Annotated in this window: 20 protein-coding genes; 18 read left to right on the top strand and 2 right to left on the bottom strand. The window is 46.7% G+C overall.

Translation table 11 applies throughout. The annotated features are described in order from the left end of the window. The 8 genes from ACH6CV_RS17020 to ACH6CV_RS16985 form a co-directional block, all read left to right on the top strand. On the top strand, positions 1-546 hold a 546-nt coding region (locus ACH6CV_RS17020; protein ID WP_456359414.1), incomplete at its 5' end, for a type II secretion system F family protein. Positions 547-551: 5 nt separating this feature from the next. Further along, the gene (locus ACH6CV_RS17015; RefSeq protein ID WP_456359413.1) at positions 552-1,421 is read left to right on the top strand and encodes a secretion protein F; all 870 of its coding nucleotides are present in this window, start codon (positions 552-554) and stop codon (positions 1,419-1,421) included. Between the two features lie 12 nt (positions 1,422-1,433). Next, entirely contained in the window at positions 1,434-1,724 is a 291-nt protein-coding gene (locus tag ACH6CV_RS17010) for a hypothetical protein (protein ID WP_456359412.1), read from the top strand. Beyond that, on the top strand, positions 1,718-2,113 hold the full coding sequence (locus tag ACH6CV_RS17005; protein WP_456359411.1) for a DUF4320 family protein: 396 nt from the start codon (positions 1,718-1,720) through the stop codon (positions 2,111-2,113). The genes ACH6CV_RS17010 and ACH6CV_RS17005 overlap by 7 nt, the downstream gene beginning before the upstream one ends. After that, on the top strand, positions 2,110-2,655 hold the full coding sequence (locus tag ACH6CV_RS17000) for a hypothetical protein (protein WP_456359410.1): 546 nt from the start codon (positions 2,110-2,112) through the stop codon (positions 2,653-2,655). Before ACH6CV_RS17005 ends, ACH6CV_RS17000 begins: the two co-directional genes overlap by 4 nt. A gap of 95 nt (positions 2,656-2,750) precedes the next feature. Next, complete coding sequence (locus ACH6CV_RS16995; protein WP_456359409.1) at positions 2,751-3,266, top strand: DUF6550 family protein; 516 nt, start codon at positions 2,751-2,753, stop codon at positions 3,264-3,266. Between the two features lie 69 nt (positions 3,267-3,335). Further along, on the top strand, positions 3,336-5,075 hold the full coding sequence (locus tag ACH6CV_RS16990) for a hypothetical protein (RefSeq protein ID WP_456359408.1): 1,740 nt from the start codon (positions 3,336-3,338) through the stop codon (positions 5,073-5,075). A gap of 82 nt (positions 5,076-5,157) precedes the next feature. Then, a complete protein-coding gene (locus ACH6CV_RS16985) occupies positions 5,158-5,496 on the top strand; it encodes a DUF3852 domain-containing protein (RefSeq protein WP_456359407.1) in 339 nt (112 codons plus the stop codon). 18 nt (positions 5,497-5,514) lie between these two features. Here ACH6CV_RS16985 and ACH6CV_RS16980 read toward each other — a convergent pair whose 3' ends face one another. After that, positions 5,515-5,688, bottom strand: coding sequence for a hypothetical protein (locus tag ACH6CV_RS16980; RefSeq protein WP_456359406.1), 174 nt, complete (start codon positions 5,686-5,688; stop codon positions 5,515-5,517). 144 nt (positions 5,689-5,832) lie between these two features. Here ACH6CV_RS16980 and ACH6CV_RS16975 point away from each other — a divergent pair, with 144 nt between their 5' ends. From ACH6CV_RS16975 to ACH6CV_RS16965, 3 genes are all read left to right on the top strand, one after another. Beyond that, positions 5,833-6,735, top strand: a complete 903-nt coding sequence (locus tag ACH6CV_RS16975; RefSeq protein WP_456359405.1) for a conjugal transfer protein TrbL family protein — start codon at positions 5,833-5,835, stop codon at positions 6,733-6,735. Continuing rightward, positions 6,732-7,298 (top strand): DUF7768 domain-containing protein, encoded by a 567-nt coding sequence (locus ACH6CV_RS16970; protein WP_456359404.1) that lies wholly within the window; start codon positions 6,732-6,734, stop codon positions 7,296-7,298. Before ACH6CV_RS16975 ends, ACH6CV_RS16970 begins: the two co-directional genes overlap by 4 nt. A gap of 83 nt (positions 7,299-7,381) precedes the next feature. Continuing rightward, positions 7,382-7,978, top strand: a complete 597-nt coding sequence (locus ACH6CV_RS16965; RefSeq protein ID WP_456359403.1) for a DUF4368 domain-containing protein — start codon at positions 7,382-7,384, stop codon at positions 7,976-7,978. A 369-nt stretch (positions 7,979-8,347) separates the two neighbouring features. Here the strand turns inward: ACH6CV_RS16965 and ACH6CV_RS16960 are convergent, their stop codons facing one another. Then, entirely contained in the window at positions 8,348-9,001 is a 654-nt protein-coding gene (locus tag ACH6CV_RS16960) for a biosynthetic peptidoglycan transglycosylase (RefSeq protein WP_456359402.1), read from the bottom strand. Between the two features lie 109 nt (positions 9,002-9,110). Between ACH6CV_RS16960 and ACH6CV_RS16955 the strand changes: the two genes are divergently transcribed. The 7 genes from ACH6CV_RS16955 to ACH6CV_RS16925 form a co-directional block, all read left to right on the top strand. After that, positions 9,111-10,571: a recombinase family protein gene (locus ACH6CV_RS16955; RefSeq protein WP_456359401.1), complete on the top strand. Its 1,461-nt coding sequence runs from the start codon at positions 9,111-9,113 to the stop codon at positions 10,569-10,571. Next, positions 10,568-11,419, top strand: coding sequence for a recombinase family protein (locus ACH6CV_RS16950; RefSeq protein ID WP_456359400.1), 852 nt, complete (start codon positions 10,568-10,570; stop codon positions 11,417-11,419). Before ACH6CV_RS16955 ends, ACH6CV_RS16950 begins: the two co-directional genes overlap by 4 nt. Before the next feature lie 5 nt (positions 11,420-11,424). Continuing rightward, positions 11,425-13,074 (top strand): recombinase family protein, encoded by a 1,650-nt coding sequence (locus ACH6CV_RS16945; protein WP_456359399.1) that lies wholly within the window; start codon positions 11,425-11,427, stop codon positions 13,072-13,074. Positions 13,075-13,498: 424 nt separating this feature from the next. Continuing rightward, a complete protein-coding gene (locus ACH6CV_RS16940; protein ID WP_456359398.1) occupies positions 13,499-14,890 on the top strand; it encodes an SAVED domain-containing protein in 1,392 nt (463 codons plus the stop codon). 13 nt (positions 14,891-14,903) lie between these two features. Beyond that, positions 14,904-16,013: an SMODS domain-containing nucleotidyltransferase gene (locus ACH6CV_RS16935; protein ID WP_195201278.1), complete on the top strand. Its 1,110-nt coding sequence runs from the start codon at positions 14,904-14,906 to the stop codon at positions 16,011-16,013. Further along, the gene (locus ACH6CV_RS16930; protein WP_456359397.1) at positions 16,014-17,834 is read left to right on the top strand and encodes a HesA/MoeB/ThiF family protein; all 1,821 of its coding nucleotides are present in this window, start codon (positions 16,014-16,016) and stop codon (positions 17,832-17,834) included. After that, positions 17,827-18,252: Mov34/MPN/PAD-1 family protein (locus ACH6CV_RS16925; RefSeq protein ID WP_456359396.1), on the top strand; the 426-nt coding region annotated here is incomplete at its 3' end. The genes ACH6CV_RS16930 and ACH6CV_RS16925, both read left to right, overlap by 8 nt.

Raw genomic sequence — 18,252 nt, 5'->3', positions numbered from 1 at the left:
AAAGACATTGCCGCAGAGCTGGAAACGGCGCTCTCCATCGTGACCACAGCCTACCTGAGAAGTGAGAACATCCTCACGGCTGTAGAGGAAAATCTCCGCTATCTGAATCCGCCGGTGCATCAGGTGTTCAAGGATTTTGTCCTGCGGGTGAAACTCATTGATCCCGATGTGCTGGAGGCCATCAAGGTGCTGCGCACCAGAATCGACAACGAGGTGTTCCGGGAATGGTGCGATGCCCTGTGCGACTGCCAGCATGACCGCAGTCTGAAAGTTACCCTGACACCCATCGTTTCAAAACTCAGTGATATGCGGATTGTGAACGGCGAGCTGGAATATCTCGTGTTTGAACCCCGCAAGGAATTTATTATCATGGTCATCTTCGTCATCGGCAACATTCCGCTCATGTATCTTCTCAACAAAAGCTGGTACGACACGCTGATGCACACTGTGCTGGGGCAGGTTATTCTGGCCATCAGCGCTGCCCTCATTTTTATCTCTACGGCCTGCGTGATCAAGCTCACAAAGCCAATTGAGTATCGGAGGTGATGGGGATGGGATTACTGTTTTTATTCGGAATCACCTTAGCGGTAGGGCTGTTTTTTATCCTTTTGGATCTGCTGCACCTGCCATACCTCAGCACCGCCAAGGCCATGCTGAATACCACAAGAACAGAGAAAAAAGCGGCAAAAACCATGGAAGCCTATCTCATGACTTGGGCGGTAAAGCTCGCAAAGCTCATTCACATGGATGAATACCGCAGGCATCGGCTCAAAAATGTACTGAAAGCCACCGGTATGAACATGGAACCGGAGGTCTATCAGGCATATGCGCTGGTGAAATCCGGCGCGATTTTGCTGCTGGCAGTTCCGGCAGGCTTTATCTTTCCCTTGCTGGTGCCGGTGGTGGTGTTCCTTGCGGTCATGGTGTATTTCAAGGAAAGCAAAAAGGCAGATGAAAAGCTGTGCGCAAAGCGAGCCTCCGTGGAAAAGGAGCTGCCTCGCTTTGTTGCCAATATCGAACAGGAGCTGAAAGCCTCCCGTGATGTGCTGTCCATCATAGAGAACTACAAGAAAAACGCCGGGGAAGCCTTTGCCAGAGAACTGACCATGCTGGCAGCGGATATGCGCTCCTCCAGCTACGAGGCAGCCCTAACCCGGTTCGAGGCAAGGCTCAATTCGCCCATGCTGTCCGACGTGGTGCGAGGCCTCATCGGTGTGCTGCGTGGAGATGACAGCACCGTGTATTTTCAGATGCTGGCACATGATTTCAAACAGTTGGAGCTGCAGCGCCTCAAAGGCGAGGCGCAGAAAATACCGCCGAAAATCCGTGTGTTTTCCTTTCTCATGCTGATGTGCTTCCTCTTTACCTATCTGGCCATCATTGCCTATGAGATCATCAAGTCCCTTGGCGGGATGTTTTAAGGGGGTGAAAGTGTGATTGTACAGGAAATGTTAATCAAATATCCGCAGGCGTCCTTTGATATGATGACACCGGGCGGGTTTGTGTTTTTAACGCCGAAAGCAGCAAGGGAGCTGCTGTCAGGAAAGAGCGTGACCGGGCATCCCGGTGTTTCGGAGTGCGCAAGGCTCGTAACCGCTGATGAGCTTTTGAATCAGGAGGTCATCAGCTCCAATTACAGCAACAATGTGTGGCATATACTAAGCAATTTTCCGCAGATGGAGCAGGACTCCGCCCCGCCCGAACAGGGGGTGAAGCTATGCTGAAGCTCTTAAAATCCAGACGTGGCGAGGGCTACATTGATGTGTGCGTCCTCGTCCTCTGCGCCATGCTGGTGATTGCGCTGGCCGTGCAGGTGCTGCCGGTGTTTATCGCAAAGAACCAACTGGACACCTATGCTACCGAGCTGTGTCGGGAAGCGGAAGTCTCCGGCAGGGTAGGCAGCGAAACCAGCCGCCGGGCTGCGGTTCTCACCGAGCAGACCGGGCTGAGTCCCCGGATTTCATGGTCAAAGACCGGGAATATCCAGCTGAATCAGGAAATCACCGTGACCTTGACCTTGGACAAGAATATCGGACTGTTCGGCGGGTTCGGTTCGTTCCCTATCACCCTGCGTTCGGAGGCCTCCGGGAAAAGCGAGGTATACCATAAATGACTAAGCTGAAACAAATATTCAAGGATAAGGCCGGGAACGGCTTCCCTTTGGTGGTAGCCATTACGCTGGCGCTTGTGATTATCCTGTGCGGCGTGACGGAGTTTTTTCGGCTGAATATCATTGCCGCCGGTGTGAAAGAAGCCTTGGAGGATGCCATTATTGTAACAGTCAACGACAACTATGCCGATGTGTATCACGGTGTCCGGGAGGGCTATAGTGGCGGCTACCAGCCGGACGGCTCATCCTTTTCCTACAGCATAAAGATCGGCGATATTTACGGTTACATGGACGGTGTCCTCGGTACAAAAAATGTCGGAGGCAGTCATGTGAAATATGCCGGGGATGCTTTGGAGTACAAACTCTCCGGCTTGGATGTTACCATCCGCAATGCGCCGCTGGCTCCTTCCTCTCCCCAAAACGCACAGCGCTTTGAAGCGGATGCAATAATCTGGCTGGAGGTTCCGGTCTATTTCGGCGGCAAGGAGCTGGCTCCCATGAAAATCAAGCTCAAGGTTCAGGCCGGATATACCGAAGTGTTTTAACTGTTCGGGAAATTGTCTGGACTTTCCAAAAAAGATGTAGTATGGTGAGAAATACAAAGGTAACATTTTACACTTCTTCGAAGGAGGTTGTCTATATGAGTGATAAAACAAAAAGGCGGCTCGTCATTGCTGGCGCTGCGGTCATCGGCCTTGCGCTGGTGGTTGCCATCGTAATGCGGTTTGCTAAGGAACCCGTAAAGCCAGATGCTTCTTCACAGGAGCCGGTCAGTTCTTCAAATGTGGCTCCTAATATACAGAATAGCACAGAGAAAAAAGAGGTGGTGGTTTCCCCGCAACCTGCATCAGAGCCGGAAAGCTCGGAAACGCTGCCGCCTCAGACTGACCTTCCGGAGCAGAAGCTCCAGCCCGATCCGGTAAAACCGGAAGCTCCCGCAAAACCTGAAGTGCCAAAGGATGCGGATACCACAAACCCGTCCAAGCCGCCGGAATACAAGCCAGAGGATACGGAAAAGAAACCGGCTGCGGAAAGCAAGCCGCAGGGCGGCGGTGGCCTGCCGGGATTTGATAACGTGCCGGACGGCGGTGCCAATCAAGTGATCGAGGGAAAAAGTGACGGTGACATCAATAAGCAGGTCGGGGAAATGGACTGACAAAAATTATATTAGTGGCAAGAAAACACGGTTTAGCGCCGTGTTTTTTTGTTGCGGAAAGGAGATTTTATGAAGCGATTTATGGGAGTACTGCTCTCAATGGCGATCCTGTTCGCTGTTGTTTTTCCTATAAATGCTTATGCAGATACAGGTGGCAGCGGTAATTTGGATGGCGGTGGCGGTGGCATGGGTGACGGTACCAGCACCAACTCGTGGACTCCCGGAAATGAGGGTGTGCGGGTAACGGTAGTTCGGGCAAGTGACCATGCAGTGGTTGCAACACCGATTGACTTAACAAATCGCCCTCCGAATTCCTCCATTTATAACTTCGGAAAAATCAGTAAACTCCAGTACAATGGAGGCCGTGGACTGTCACCCATAAAGGGAAGCTATAACTGCGTTGTTCCTCCACAACCACTGCCCAAAATCATAAGCACGAATGGCAGCAATAATATTGAAGCTATTAAACGCTATTTCTGTTCGGAATATTTGGTTCAGATGATAGCAAACCATACCGGCATGAGCTACGATGTGTTAATCGGAGGCAAGTACAAGTTACTTTTGGAGCCAATCGCCTATTACAAATTTGAGGGTGTAATGATTGCCACCACAGCCACGGAAGCCGCCATGTATGACGAACAGGTCGGCGGTCTCCTGCGCAGGAGGATGGTATCCCTATCCCATAAAAATCTGCCGCTGGCCATGTTCCTTGAGGTGGCGGATCTCGGCTATCCGGCATGGTCAGGCAGCCAAAGCAAGGCCGTTTCCAATGCGGATATTAAAGCAGCTCTCGGTCTTGGCATCGTGCGATTTAAGGATGCGCCTGCCGAACCGCCCAATGTTTCGGTATATGACTACGAATACCGGGTGAACACCGAAGTCATCACAGCGATTACCGTCAACGGCGGTCAGAGTGATCCGGATCGTCCGGTATCGGCAACCTTTTATGTGAACGACAGGAGCTATCGGGTCAGCAACATCTACTACCCAGACGGCGACAGCCAGCTGGCATGGATACGCTGGACAACGCCGAATACCCCGCAGCGGATGACGATAACCGTTTCCGTGGCTGGAGGCGGCAGCTCCACCAAGGTAACAATCAACGTCAACATCGTTGACCTGAATAAGAATCCGCCGCCCAATCCTGTGGCTGATGACCGCAACGACAGCTTTCAAAAGCCCGCTGTTCCCAACAAGGCGCAGCAGACCTCCGCCAGCTGGACGGTATGGCGACCGTGGTGGCAGGAGCATTGGGTATGGCACAGCGACTGGAACTGGTACAGCGATGGTGACGGAGGCGGTCATTGGGAGGATGACGGCGAATGGGTAGACGAGGGCTGGTGGGAGTTTGACCTTGACCGATATCAGGCCAGCCTGTCGGCAAGCATGGCCATTGCTCCGGATGAGAAAAGTCCCACCGCCAGCGGCAAGACCATGAAGTCCGGCTATGGGGTCAATGAAACGGTTTCTGCCAGAGTCAGCACCAACCAGTCCTCGGCGGTAACCGGGGTGCAGACTGCGGTGACCTACTTCCCGGAATTCGGGTACCAATCCTACTGGCGGCTGCTGGAGTGTATGAGTTCCGGCTACAGTGCCCGGTTTGAATTTCAGAAGAATCCCTACAGCACCTACAGCCGCAGGACGCATTTTTCACCCATCTGGTTCCCGGACGGAAGCTATACCCCGTACACATGGCTGATCGATAGCTGGACACCCGCTGGGATGTTGTCCATGAACCTCACGGATAGCGTCACCATTCGGGATAATTTATGGGCAGATTGGCATATTTCGCCTCAGAATCCCAATTAAACATAGAGAAAAAACAAGGCCGCAGCGAATCGAAAGCTGCGGTCTTGCCATTCTCAACCCTATGAAGAAAGGTGGAAAATCGATGAAATCGAAACGAATTGCAATGCTCCTGTGCATGGCTCTGATGCTGTGCCTGATGTTCAGCACAACGGCCTATGCTGCAGGAAGCGGCGATGTGGCCGGGGCGATTGAGGGAACGTGGTCGACCGCTTCCCAGCAGATCAAGACGGTGGTCAACAAGGTGGTGTTCCCCGCCATCGACCTGATTCTGGCGGTGTTTTTCTTTGCCAAATTGGGTACGGCTTATTTTGATTATCGGAAACATGGTCAGTTCGAGTGGGCTGCTCCGGCAATCCTGTTTGCCTGCTTGGTGTTCACACTGACCGCTCCCTTATACATCTGGCAAGTGCTGGGGATGTAGCACAGGAGTCGCAGATTTTTACTCCTCCGGCTGCTTATCTGTCAGGCGCAGCGGGGTCTCATCTGCATCCATATATATTTCCTCGCACTCCTGCTGGGCGGTGCGCATCATACAAGCAGCCTGAGAAATGAGCTTCTCGGCATCGGTTGCTGCGTTAAACATTTTATAGTAGAGCTTTTTGTAATCTGCCACACAAATACCTCCTTTGAAATTATTTCGGCGGCCTCCGTTGTGTGGTATTAAAGCTCTGAACAAGCGGATTGTCAAGTCATAAATCAGGGAAAAAAGCTGACCGGTGCGGGAGGAAGCGGCAGTTATGAAAGAGGTGAAATTGAAATGTTTATCTGGGATTTTGTTGCCGACACTGTCCTCGGTCAGATTGTAGATTGGATCTACGGTCAGATCGTGGGCTTTCTCGGCGACTTTTTTATGCAGATGGGAAACATGGGAGCCGACCTGTTCGAAATGAGCTGGGTGCAGTCCATCGTGCTGTTCTTTTCCTATCTGGCGTGGGCGCTCTACGGTGTCGGTCTTGTGGTGGCTGCCTTTGAATGCGGGATTGAATCACAGTCCGGCAGAGGCAGCATCAAGGATACCGCCCTCAATGCCATCAAAGGCTTTATGGCGGTGGGGCTGTTCACCACGGTGCCGGTGGAGCTATATAAGCTGTCAGTGTCTTTGCAGGGCAGCTTTACTGCCGGAATTACCGGCCTTGGAACCGACTTCGGCACAGTAGCCCAAGGCATCATCGAATCCTTACAGGATGCGGGGAATCTGGAGCAGGCCATGACCAGCAATGTATTCGGAGGCTTGTCTGCCATTACAAGCCCGATCATGATGATTTTTATTCTCATCCTGATGGGCTATGCGGTCATTAAGGTGTTCTTTGCCAACCTGAAGCGAGGCGGTATTCTCCTCATCCAGATTGCCGTGGGAAGCCTGTATATGTTCAGTGTTCCCCGTGGGTATATTGACGGCTTTGTGTCATGGTGCAAGCAGGTCATAGGGCTATGCCTTACGGCATTCCTGCAGGCAACGGTGCTGATTGCCGGACTCATGGTGGTAAAAGACCATGCGCTGCTGGGGCTTGGACTGATGCTGGCAGCCGGTGAAATCCCCCGCATTGCCGGACAGTTCGGACTGGATACCAGCACCAAAGCCAACCTCATGAGTACGGTGTATGCGGCGCAGACTGCGGTGAACATGACAAAGACGGTAGTACAGGCGGTGGCAAAATGAGTCAGAATAAGCTGGTCTATATCTGTTCGCCCTATGCCGGGGACATACAACAGAATGTGGAATTTGCAAAGGCGGCCTGCCGCTATGCAATGGAGCAGAATTGTACGCCGATAGCTGTCCATCTTTTGTATCCGCAGTTTTTGGATGACAATGACCCCATCCAGCGGGAATCCGGTCTTTGTATGGGGCATCGTGTGCTGGAGGCCTGCGATGAGCTGTGGCTTTGCGGCAGCCGGATGTCCAACGGCATGGCTATGGAGCTTCAGGAAGCCAAAAAGCTGGGTATTCTTGTTCATGAGATATCCGCAGAACAAATCCAAGGAGGTTTTACAATGGAAAAGAAATATGGTGTATGGGCGATGCGCAGCGCCGGTTCGGTGTGCGGAGCCGCTCAGAGCTGGTGCAAGCACGGCGGCAAGCCGATGGAATTTGAGTCGATGGAACAGGCCGAAAGCTACGCCAAGCAGCTGAACGAAGCCTGTTATTCTCCCAATGTGCATTATGCCGCAAAGGAAATGGAACCGGAGCTGAAGCAAGGCTCCGGTTTTTCCATGCGGATGTAAAGGAGGCGGCCTATGTATATCTACCCCGATCACTTAAGAGCAAAAGCAACCTTAATAGGCTTTACTTTCATGCCTGCGACAGATTGAAAAACACGAACGGAACCTTTGAATGCAGCTATCATAGCAGCTATAAACTCTGCTCCCGGCATTATATCCACAGGAATGTACTGGAAGATGCGGTTCTCGCCAGCCTGCGCCAGGTGACGGAGATGGCCAGGGTACACGAGACAAAGTTCATTCATTTGGTGGAAAAAGCAACGAGCAACAGTGGTCGGGAAGCCTTGCGGAGGAATCAGCGGGATCTGGCGGCGGCGCAGAGCCGTTTGGCTGAGGTTGACAACATCATCAACCGACTCTACGAGGACAAAGTGGCCGGGCTGCTCTCTGCTGACCGCTTTGCCAGAATGATGGCGGCATATGAAGAAGAGCAGCAGACGATCCGGGTGCGGTATGAAGAGCTGCACGAGCTGATTGCTGTCGAGAATCAAAAGCGCGATGGTGCCGTGCAATTCGTCAGCCTGGTCAAGAGGTTCACGGACATTCAAGAATTGACGCCAGAGATTGTTGCAACGTTCATCGATAAGGTTTTCGTTTACGAGCCGATGATGGTTGATGGCAAAAAGCAGCAGCAGGTCAGAGTGCGATACAACTTTATTGGGGAAGTAAACGGTACACGATAACAGTCCGGCAGAATCGCCGGACTGTTTCATTTAGCCAAGTGGATGTTTGAAAGCTCCCGGAGATCGGGAAACCGACTACCGAGGGCTTTCTCAAGGTTTGACAGATAGAAGTCTTTCTACGGCAAATCAAGGATTTGGAGCCGAACCAGTATACCTTTATACAAATTTTCAACCAATAAAGCATCCATAAGCCAAGCTCTGTCTGTAATGGAAGCGACGCGCGTAGCATTTCTGCATTTCGCATCAGAGAGCGAACGCACTCGCAAAGGCAACAGCATAAGCAGCCGCCGTTGGGAGTAAACCTCAAAAATATACGTTTCCCGAAGGCTCCTATGTAATCGTGAAATGATGCACTCACCCGATTATAGCTTAATCTGCGCCCTCATACGTTATATCGAAAAGCCCATCTGGCGTATATTCTCCGGATAGCACCTTATGAATTCGTGTCACACGCTGCGCGTTTTCTTGCGGATGATCTGCGATGTTAAGTTCGTTTGGGCTGATCAGGGATGCGATAAGCGACAAATATTCATCATCGGTCAATTCGGACACTTTTTTGCCAAAATAAGTGGCTGCCGCATCGCTCAAGCCGTATGCACCGTTCCCAAAGTATGAGATATTAATATATAGCGTCAACTGTGTTTGCTTGTCGACCATTGGGTCAAGCGCCAACCACGCACACAGTGTCTGCTTGATCTTCATGATGCCTTGCTCAAAGTCCTTGAAATAGAAACGCTTCGCCAAATTCTGGGTGATCGTCGTCCACCCAGCGCCAGGGGTCACAAAGTCTACGCCGTGATGGTGGTAAAATGCCGGATCTTCTATCTTGAGAAGCATTTCTTGGCGCGGCAAGGAAAGTTCGCTCAACGGCAACTCAATACGGCCAGATGCCCAGATGTCGGCAACTATTTGCTGCGTGTTTTGCCGCGCGGCGACTACTTCATATCCGTAATATACGATAATGAACGCCACGAGTACAGTAAGAACGATCCATACCAGTCGCCTCACCTTGAATCTTTTCATATTGCCTCCGAAACTCCATCGCTTACAAAAACAAACACCATAGGATAATATTGACTATATTATAACGTAGAATTTCCTTGGTGACAATCATTTTTTCCGCGGGATGGTCTTGCTGGATTGCAGTTTATCTGGGCAGGTGATGGCCGTTATTCTTACAGGAAGAAGTACCCGTATACTCACCTATTCGGATGAGGGCATCACCGGAACCCGGTCTGACAAGCGGGAGGAATTTCAGCGGATGCTTTCCGACTGCAGAAAGGGCAAAATCGACCGCATCCTTGTAAAGTCTGTTTCCCGGTTTGCGAGGAACATCCACGACTGCCTCTCTACCGTCCGGGAGCTGAAAGCCCTCGGCATTGAGGTGGAATTTGAGGAAGATGGCCTCAAAACAGCGGATATGCACGATGAGATGATGATCGGAGCCTTCAGCTCCATCGCTCAGGAGGAATCCACCTCCATCTCCAACAATATGCGCTGGAGCTATGCCCGGAGGATGCAGAACGGCAGCTTCACTTGCTGCTGCGCTCCCTACGGATACGACCTTGTAGATAATACGCTGATTCCCAATTCAAAGGAAGCCCCCATAGTGCGCCGGATATTTGGAAGCTACCTCTCCGGCAAGAGCATGGATCAGATCGCAACCGAATTGAACGCCGAGGGTATCCCCTGCAAGAATGGCGAAGTCAGCTGGCTTTATACCGCCGTCAGCTATATCCTCAAAAGTGAGCGATACATCGGCGATGCCCTGCTGCAGAAATCCTACACCACCAGCACCATGCCTTTTCAAACCAAGCGCAACAAGGGCGAGCGTGACCGCTATTATATCACCGACTCCCATGAGCCGCTCATCAGCCGGTCAGAATTTGAGCAGGCACAGCAGCTGATGAAAGCCCGTAACGCCCTCTGCCCAAGCAAGGGTCGTGGCAGGCAGTACGCTTTCTCCGGGAAAATCAAGTGCGGCAAATGCGGTACGAACTTCTCCCGCAGGGTGACCAACGGAAAAACCTATTGGGTCTGCCACAGACACTTCCGCAGCAAGGAGCTTTGCGAAATCCGTCAAATCCGGGAGGATGCCATTATACAGACCTTTATCCGAATGGTTAACAAGCTAAAACAGAACAGCCGCTATATTCTCTCCTCCGCCTTAACAGAGCTGATGGATCTCAAATCCAAAATCACCATGAGCGATGTAAAAGTCGGAAGCATCAATAAGGAAATAGCGGAACTCACCAAGCAGAGTCTGGTACTGAATCGTCTCAGGACGAAAGGTTACATGGACTCTGCTATTTTTATGCAGAAAAATAATGAAATCAACCAGCAGCTCGACCTCCTGAAACGAGGCCGCCGCAGACTGTTGGAAAGCGATGCGGACGATGAGATGATTTCCGACTGCAAGCTGCTGATGGAGCTGATGGAACAGGGAGCGCCGTACCTGACCGGTTTTGACGAAACCCTGTTCCACAGCATCGTCAATCAGATTGTTGTTACCGAGCAGGATAAGCTGCAATTCTGCCTGATCGGTGGGTTTGCCTTTACCGAGCAGCTGCCAAAGGAGGTGTTCGGGCGATGAAGAAAAACCGCTACCTTCCTTTCGGCTATCACATCCAAAACGGTGCGTTGTGCATTCATGAAGCGGAGGCCTCTGTGGTACGGCGGGTTTTCGAGGATTACCAAGCCGGAATATCCTATCGCCGGATTGCCGAAAGCCTCACCACCCAAGGCATCCCCTATATGGAGAACCGCACCGACTGGAACAAGCACATGGTCAAGCGGATGTTGGAGAATTCCCGCTACTGCGGTCGGGATGACTTCCCACCGATACTCCCTGCCGACACGTTCGGGGCTGTGACCGCCCTAATCGGGCAGAAAAGCCAAGGGGAACCTTTATCCGAGGAACTGGACAGCATCCGCAGTAAAGCGGTTTGTGGGGCTTGTGGAGCCAAGTACACAAGGGATGGACGAAGCAAGAATTATGAAGCGTGGTGCTGCTCCGCAGAGGGGCGCATTGCATCCAAGAGAATCACCGACCAAGCACTGCTGGAGAACGTAACCGCAATCCTGAATACGATTATTAGCAATCCGAGCCTGTTGGAGCTGCCCACACCGCATCGGGAGCATTATTCCCTTGATGTTACCCGGACAGAAAATCAAATCAACCGGGAGCTTGAAAAGGGCGAGGTGGACAGCGATTATATCAAGCTGCTCATATTCGGCTGCGCCGCTGCAAAATATGCGGCCTGCGCAGATACAGAGCCGGAATACTTAACCCGCCAGTTGCTGACGATATTCGAGAAACAGCCGCCGCTGGAGGCATTTTCAATCTCATTATTTGAGGATACCGTCAAGCAGGTGGTTATTGATATGGACGGCAGCCTGTGGCTGCGGATGATAAACGGAAAGCTGATTGGAAAGGAGTAATCGCCATGCAAATGCAAACTTTAACACCCCTACAGAAAAGGGTCGATGTGATCCCCGCCAATATTCTTTTAACCAAGCCCAATGCCAGAAAGAGAAAGCTCCGTGTGGCGGCTTACTGCCGAGTCAGTACCGAACAGGAAGAACAGCAATCCAGCTACGCTGCACAGATTGCTTATTACACCGATAAAATCAGCAAAAATAAGGATTGGGAGCTTGCCGGTATTTTTGCTGATGAGGGTATCACCGGAACCAGCGCCAAAAAGCGCACCGAGTTTCTCAAGCTCATGGCACTGTGCGAAAAAGGCAAAGTAGATATGGTGCTGACCAAATCCGTCTCCCGGTTTTCCAGAAACACGCTGGATGCCATCGGTTATATCCGAAAACTCAAGGCAAAGGGCATTCCCATCATCTTTGAAAAAGAGGGCATCAACACGATGGAGATGGCCAGCGAAATGGCACTGTGCTTCCTCAGTGGCTTTGCACAGGCTGAGAGCGAATCCATCAGCCGCAACGTGACATGGGGTAAACGTCAGAGCTTCAAAAGCGGAAAGGTTCCCTTTCAATACTCCCGCATTTTAGGTTACCAAAAAGGTGAGGATGGTCAGCCCAAGATTGTGCCGGAGGAAGCGGAAATCGTCAAGCGGATTTTCAGAAGCTATTACTCCGGTGCCAGCGTCCGAAAAATAAAGGAATCGCTGGAGGCAGACAGCATTCTCTCGCCTACTGGAAAGCAGGAATGGTCAGTTGGCGTACTGCAATATATGCTCCGCAACGAGCGTTACATCGGCGATGCCCTGCTGCAGAAAACCTATGTGGTGGATTGCTTAACCAAGGAAACCCGGAAAAACAACGGCGAAATCCCACAGTATTATGTCACCGGAAATCATGATCCGATTATTTCAAAGGATTTATTCAATCTTGTTCAGGAGGAAATCACCCGGAGAGCCGGGAAACGTAAGGTAGCCCAAAAAGCGGTGAAAACCGAAAAAGGAAAATACAGCAGCAAATACGCCTTAACCGAGCTTCTCTGCTGCGGTGACTGCGGCACACAATATCGCCGGGTTACTTGGGCGAGGAACGGCAAGAAAAAGGTGGTCTGGCGCTGTATCAACCGCTTGGAATACGGCACGAAATACTGCAAGGAATCCCCTACCATTGAGGAAAGCCGATTGCACCAAGGCATTGTCACCGCCCTGAACCGGCTGGATGAGGATAAGGCTGATGTCATTGATACCCTCAAGGCAGGCCTGCAGCTTGCCATCGGTACGCAGGATGATGACAGTTTCAATGAAGCTGCTATCCGGAACCGCATTGCGGAGCTGCAGAGCGTTATGATGGATTTGGTGGAACTCAGCTCCAAATCCAGCGCCGGTGCGGATTACTTCGATGCCAAGTTTGAGGAAATCGCAGCGGAGATAAAGGGGCTGCAGGGGCAGCTTGGGGAGCATCAAGAGCAGACCATGCTTGCTCAAAACACACAAGCCCGAATCCATGAGCTGCTTTATACGCTGGAACATATTGACCTTAGCGTAAAGGAATATCGTGACGATGTAGTTAAGGGGATTATTACCAAGGTGGTGGTTTTATCCGCAGACCGCATCCGGATCACCTTTGATAACAATATGGAAATGGAACAAGAGCTGCTGGGGGAATAAAAATAGCAGGAGAAGCCGCCAAAAAGATGGCGGTTCTTTCTCCTTTGGGCAGACTTTCTGCTATTTTTCAATTCATCTCACCATAATACTGTGAATATTTCCATAATTTACACGAATCTAATTGCTTTATTCGCCGCTGCGATATATAATATATACAATATTTATTTGGCAAAGGAACGTTTTAATGGACTATATGACAACGAAAAAAGCAGCAGAAAAATGGGCAATCACTACACGCCGGGTACAGGTGCTTTGCGCACAGGGTAAAATACCGGGCGCTGTTCGGTTTGGGATTACTTGGGCAATACCCAAGGATGCGGTGAGGCCCAAGGATGGTCGATATAAAGGTTCTGATAATTATTGATGTGAAGTAAAATCTTATTTAGCATTCCGCTGGTAAGATGTAATGGAGGATGAGGGATAGATGGGTGGAAAAGAAGCCTCACGGGGATTTTTATACCAAGGGTTTGCTTCAGTATTAGAAGCATTAACTGATAAGCGTAATTGGGATAAGATATATGTCGAGTTTCCAACAACAAATGATAAGGTCGATATTGCTTTAGAGCAAGATAATCAGATTATTAAATGTATACAGGTAAAATCATCAATAAACGCATTCTCTAAGTCAGATATAAAGAAATGGCTTGTTGACCTTATAGATGATATAAAGAGTCCTGAATATGAATTATTTTTAATCGGACAATGTGATAAGAACGCTAATACATTTATGAAGTCAATCGAAAAATATTATAGTAAAACACTTGATAAAGAGGCAGAATTATCGCTGTGTGGATTTGATACTAATTTGCTTGATAAGAAAATAATACGTTTTTCTATTTTGCCGTTTGAAATAGAAGTTTTAGAAAAAATTGTAAGAGATTCATTACACCAGTATATTTCATATAGCAATCAAGTGATGACTTTTGATCAAATTAGTTTCATTGCTTCGGCTACTGTAAATGACCAGATGATATCTTCAACACAGGGGAAAGGTATTATTAGAAAAGAATTCGATGAAGAATTGGAAAAACGCATTTTTCTTGTAGCCGATAAATACTCCCCTAAAAGAATATCTATTGGAATTAAAAGCTTTACCCGTGGAACAGAAAATTTGGAGGAAGAGACAAAGAGTTGCTTGTCATTGATCAATAAGTTTGATGGTCGGTATATAAAAGACAAATATAATTGGAACAAGGATATTTATGAAGATTTGGAAAAGTTCCTACTCGCAAATACAAGCCAAGAGCATGCTTATCAAGTGTTTTTAGATACACATATGTCTTTAGCTTTTGCAGCAGGTCGAATTCTAGATAGTAAGTCTGGCATTAATGTTTTTCCAATACAGAAATCAGCAACTAATGGTATTGTATTATGGGATGTAAAATTATCATCTAAAAGAAATTATTCTTGTTGGGATATTTCGCATGAAAAGTTTGATCAAAATCAAGGTGATTCTGCATTAATTTTAAATGTGACTCGTAACATCTACGGCGATGTGATAGAATTCATTAAAGAAAGCGATTTATTAATTGGACGTATTATTAACTGTATGCCCAGTGAAGTTGGTGGTACAAATTTTTCGATACAAGATGGAACTCACGCAGCTTTCTTAGCTAATTCTGTTTATAGTGCTATTGCAAGAAGAAGCACAATTGAGCGCCGTGCAACTCTACATATTTTTGCTTCTGCACCAAACGCATTTATGTTTTTTTTAGGACAAAATTCACAGGGATTTGGTAAATGTATTTTATACGAATATGATTTTGAACAACGCAATTCTTGCTCATATTCCCCATCAATAGATTTTACAAATTAAAGGAGGATTATTTATGTCTACCGTACCATCGTATTTTAGGGATTTTTTGTCGAATATTCGTTTGTCTGATAATCAAGTAAATGATCTGAAAACAGGTCATACGACATTAAGAAAAAGATTAAACGAAGATGAAACATTATCAAACATTATTATTAGTACCTTTCTGCAAGGAAGCTACCGCCGTTCAACAGCAGTAAAGCCCAAGAATGGCAACAAATCAGATGTCGATGTTATTGTTGTAACGAAATTAGATTCTAAAGAATATACACCAGAGGAAGCATTAGATTTATTTGTACCATTTTTAGAAAAGCATTATAAAGACAAATATAGAATTCAAGGCAGATCGATAGGTATCAGCTTAAGCTATGTTGATTTGGATATAGTACCGACCTCTGCACCAAGCGAAAGCGAAACGGGAATACTTCAAGATAAGGCTATTACTTCTGAATATACAATTGAAGACTTTCAGTATAACACACTTATAAAGTCATTTGACAATACGTTACTTGAAAGCAGTTATAACATATTTTGTAAATCAGATAGTGAACCTCAGTGGAAATCCGAGCCGCTTCTAATTCCTGACCGTGAAGCTGAAGAATGGGATAAAACACATCCACTTGAACAAATTAGGTGGACAGTAGAAAAAAACAAGAATTGTAATACTCACTACATAAATATTGTTAAGGCATTGAAATGGTGGCGTAAAACGAAATATCCAGATGTGAAACATCCAAAGAGCTATCCGTTGGAACATTTTATTGGTGATTGTTGTCCAGACAATGTTAATAGTGTTGCGGAGGGTGTCGTGCTAACCTTGGAAAACATAGTTTCCCAATATTCTAATAAACCTTTTTTAGCCGATAGGGGTGTTCCTGAGCACGATGTCTTCGCAAGAATAACAGATGAAGAATATTCTGACTTTTATGATACTGTTTGTGATGCTGCCAAAGTAGCCCGTGAAGCTTTTGATTGTGAAGAATTATACGACAGTGTTTGCAAATGGAGAGAATTATTCGGTAATGAATTTCCCCCTGCCCCGACTCCGTCAAAATCCAATTCATCGACTGGGTTTACGACTCGTACCGAAAAAACAGAAGCAGTTCCAGAAGGAAGATTTGCATAGATGGAAGAAAAACAAGCTCTTGTAATATTAAATCAGGCTCGAAGAGCATTAGATTCATTACCACAGGTCAAAATAATGGATGATTGGAGATTCGATAATGAGTTAAAAGTATGGTTTTTGCATTTAGGAATATCTATTGATTATAAAACACCATATTTTCCGCAAGTATCTCAGTGGTATATTGTGGCTGAATCTGAGTATCCAAAAGGAAAAATCAAGGTATATCCTGATGTGGAAAACAGTATGAATGTGACCTTATACCATCAGTCTAGCAACGCTAAAGTTGAAAAGAATGGCTTATGGAGAAAAGGAGCCTTGTGTCTTGAGATAAATACGATATCTGCTTTTCAGTCAGAGCCGCATAATGTTGATGAACGATTGTTGTATCATGTAAAACGGGCAATTAACTGGCTTGAGCTAGCTGCAAAAGATAAATTAGTTTCAGAAGATGAACCGTTTGAACTGCCAGATTTCACTTTAAGCAATATATTGGAGATGCAATTTGCCTTTTCTGAAGATGTTGTTACTTTCATGCAATGGGAAAGTACTGAATGCAGATATGGAATCGCAGAATTAGATGTTTATAAAAGCAAACCATTTGTGTATTATGTAAAACTATTCAAGTCATTAGATGACAATATTGAGCACTATACGCAATGGGGCAAGCAACTTTCAAAAACCAATATATCACCTCCAATTAGTGCTCTGTGGATATTTTTGAATCAACCCCCAGCAATTAATAAGTGGCAAGCACCAGAAACTTTTGGCGATTTAATAGATGCATGCAATAATCAACACATTGATATTATGGATGTGTTAAAAAATATGGTTTCAAAAATTCGAGATGGAAGACGTCATTTACTTCTACTCGGTTTTCCTATTCCTAAGGTTTTTGGTGGAGAGCCTGAATTGGTTTCTTGGAAAGCGTTGTATTTACCGGTTGTATCATACGGGAAAAAGACAGCAAAGGGCTTCAGAGCCAATCAGCAGGGTTGGTGGTTTCGTGACAAAAGTGAAGTCTTAAACCGAAAGTCCAAGCTAGACTGGATTATTTCAGAAAATTGGAACCAACAAGAAATATCACAAAGAGGCAAAATGAGTGACTTTTTGCTTAGAAAAAAGATGTTGATTGTTGGAGCAGGTTGTATTGGCGCATCGGTAGGAGAAATACTTGTACGCTCGGGGATATATAATCTCACTATTGTAGACTCCGACATATTTAAGGTCGGAAATTTATCCCGTCATGTCCTAAATTTAAACAATATTGGTGAACTTAAAGAACTATCACTATGCAGTTACCTTAATTCTTTAAATCCACATGCAAATGTTGAGGTAATAAACGATACAATAATAATTGATGAAGAATTTAAAACCAATATTGATTTAGATAAATATGATATAATAATTGATTGTACAGGAGAAAATAGCGTTCTAAATATTTTCCAAAACATTAATTTGAAAGGAAAACATGTTTTGGCTTCAATATCTGTTGGTTTGGGAGCAAAGCATTTATATATTGCACTCACAAATAATCATATTATGAATTTAAATAATTTTTACGAATTGATTTCGCCTTACTTGCACAATGAAAAGGCTTTATACGATGATTATCATTTACCAAGGGATGGGACTGGTTGCTGGCATCCTACTTTTCCTGGGCGAAGTGATGATATTTGGATTGCAGCGGCAACCTCTGTGAAAGCAATTGAAAATTATATTCTATCAAAATCCGAAAAAATGCTTTCACTTGTATATGAACAGAGAGAAAGTAACGGATTTTTTGAGGGGTATGTAATGGTGGATAAAAAAGAAGATGGATAATTTGTTTTTTCAAGATAAAAATCAGATATATAATATCATTATTTCTAAAGCGGCATATGAACAAATGCTTTTATATTGCGAAAGAGCTAACCCTTATGAAACTGGGGGCATATTAATAGGAAATTACTCTTTAAATCAAACAACAGCAAATATTTTGCAAATAACCGAACCTCCAAAGAACTCCAAACATGCAAAATGTAATTTTCACAGGAGCTCATGTGGACTGAAAAAACTTTTAGATACAGCTTGGAATCAAGATCAATTTTATTTAGGAGAATGGCACTATCATCCTAATGCTTCTACAAATCCTAGTTGCACAGATATTAGTCAAATGATTACTTTGGCACATAATTCCAAATTAAAATGCCCCGAGCCTATATTAATTATTGTTGGTGGCCACAGTAATAATTGGGAGCTT

It is taken from the genome of Anaerozeibacter quisquiliarum, assembly GCF_051162045.1.
GTDB lineage: Bacteria > Bacillota > Clostridia > Christensenellales > Aristaeellaceae > Anaerozeibacter > Anaerozeibacter quisquiliarum.
This window is presented reverse-complemented; position numbering and strand designations above follow the sequence as displayed.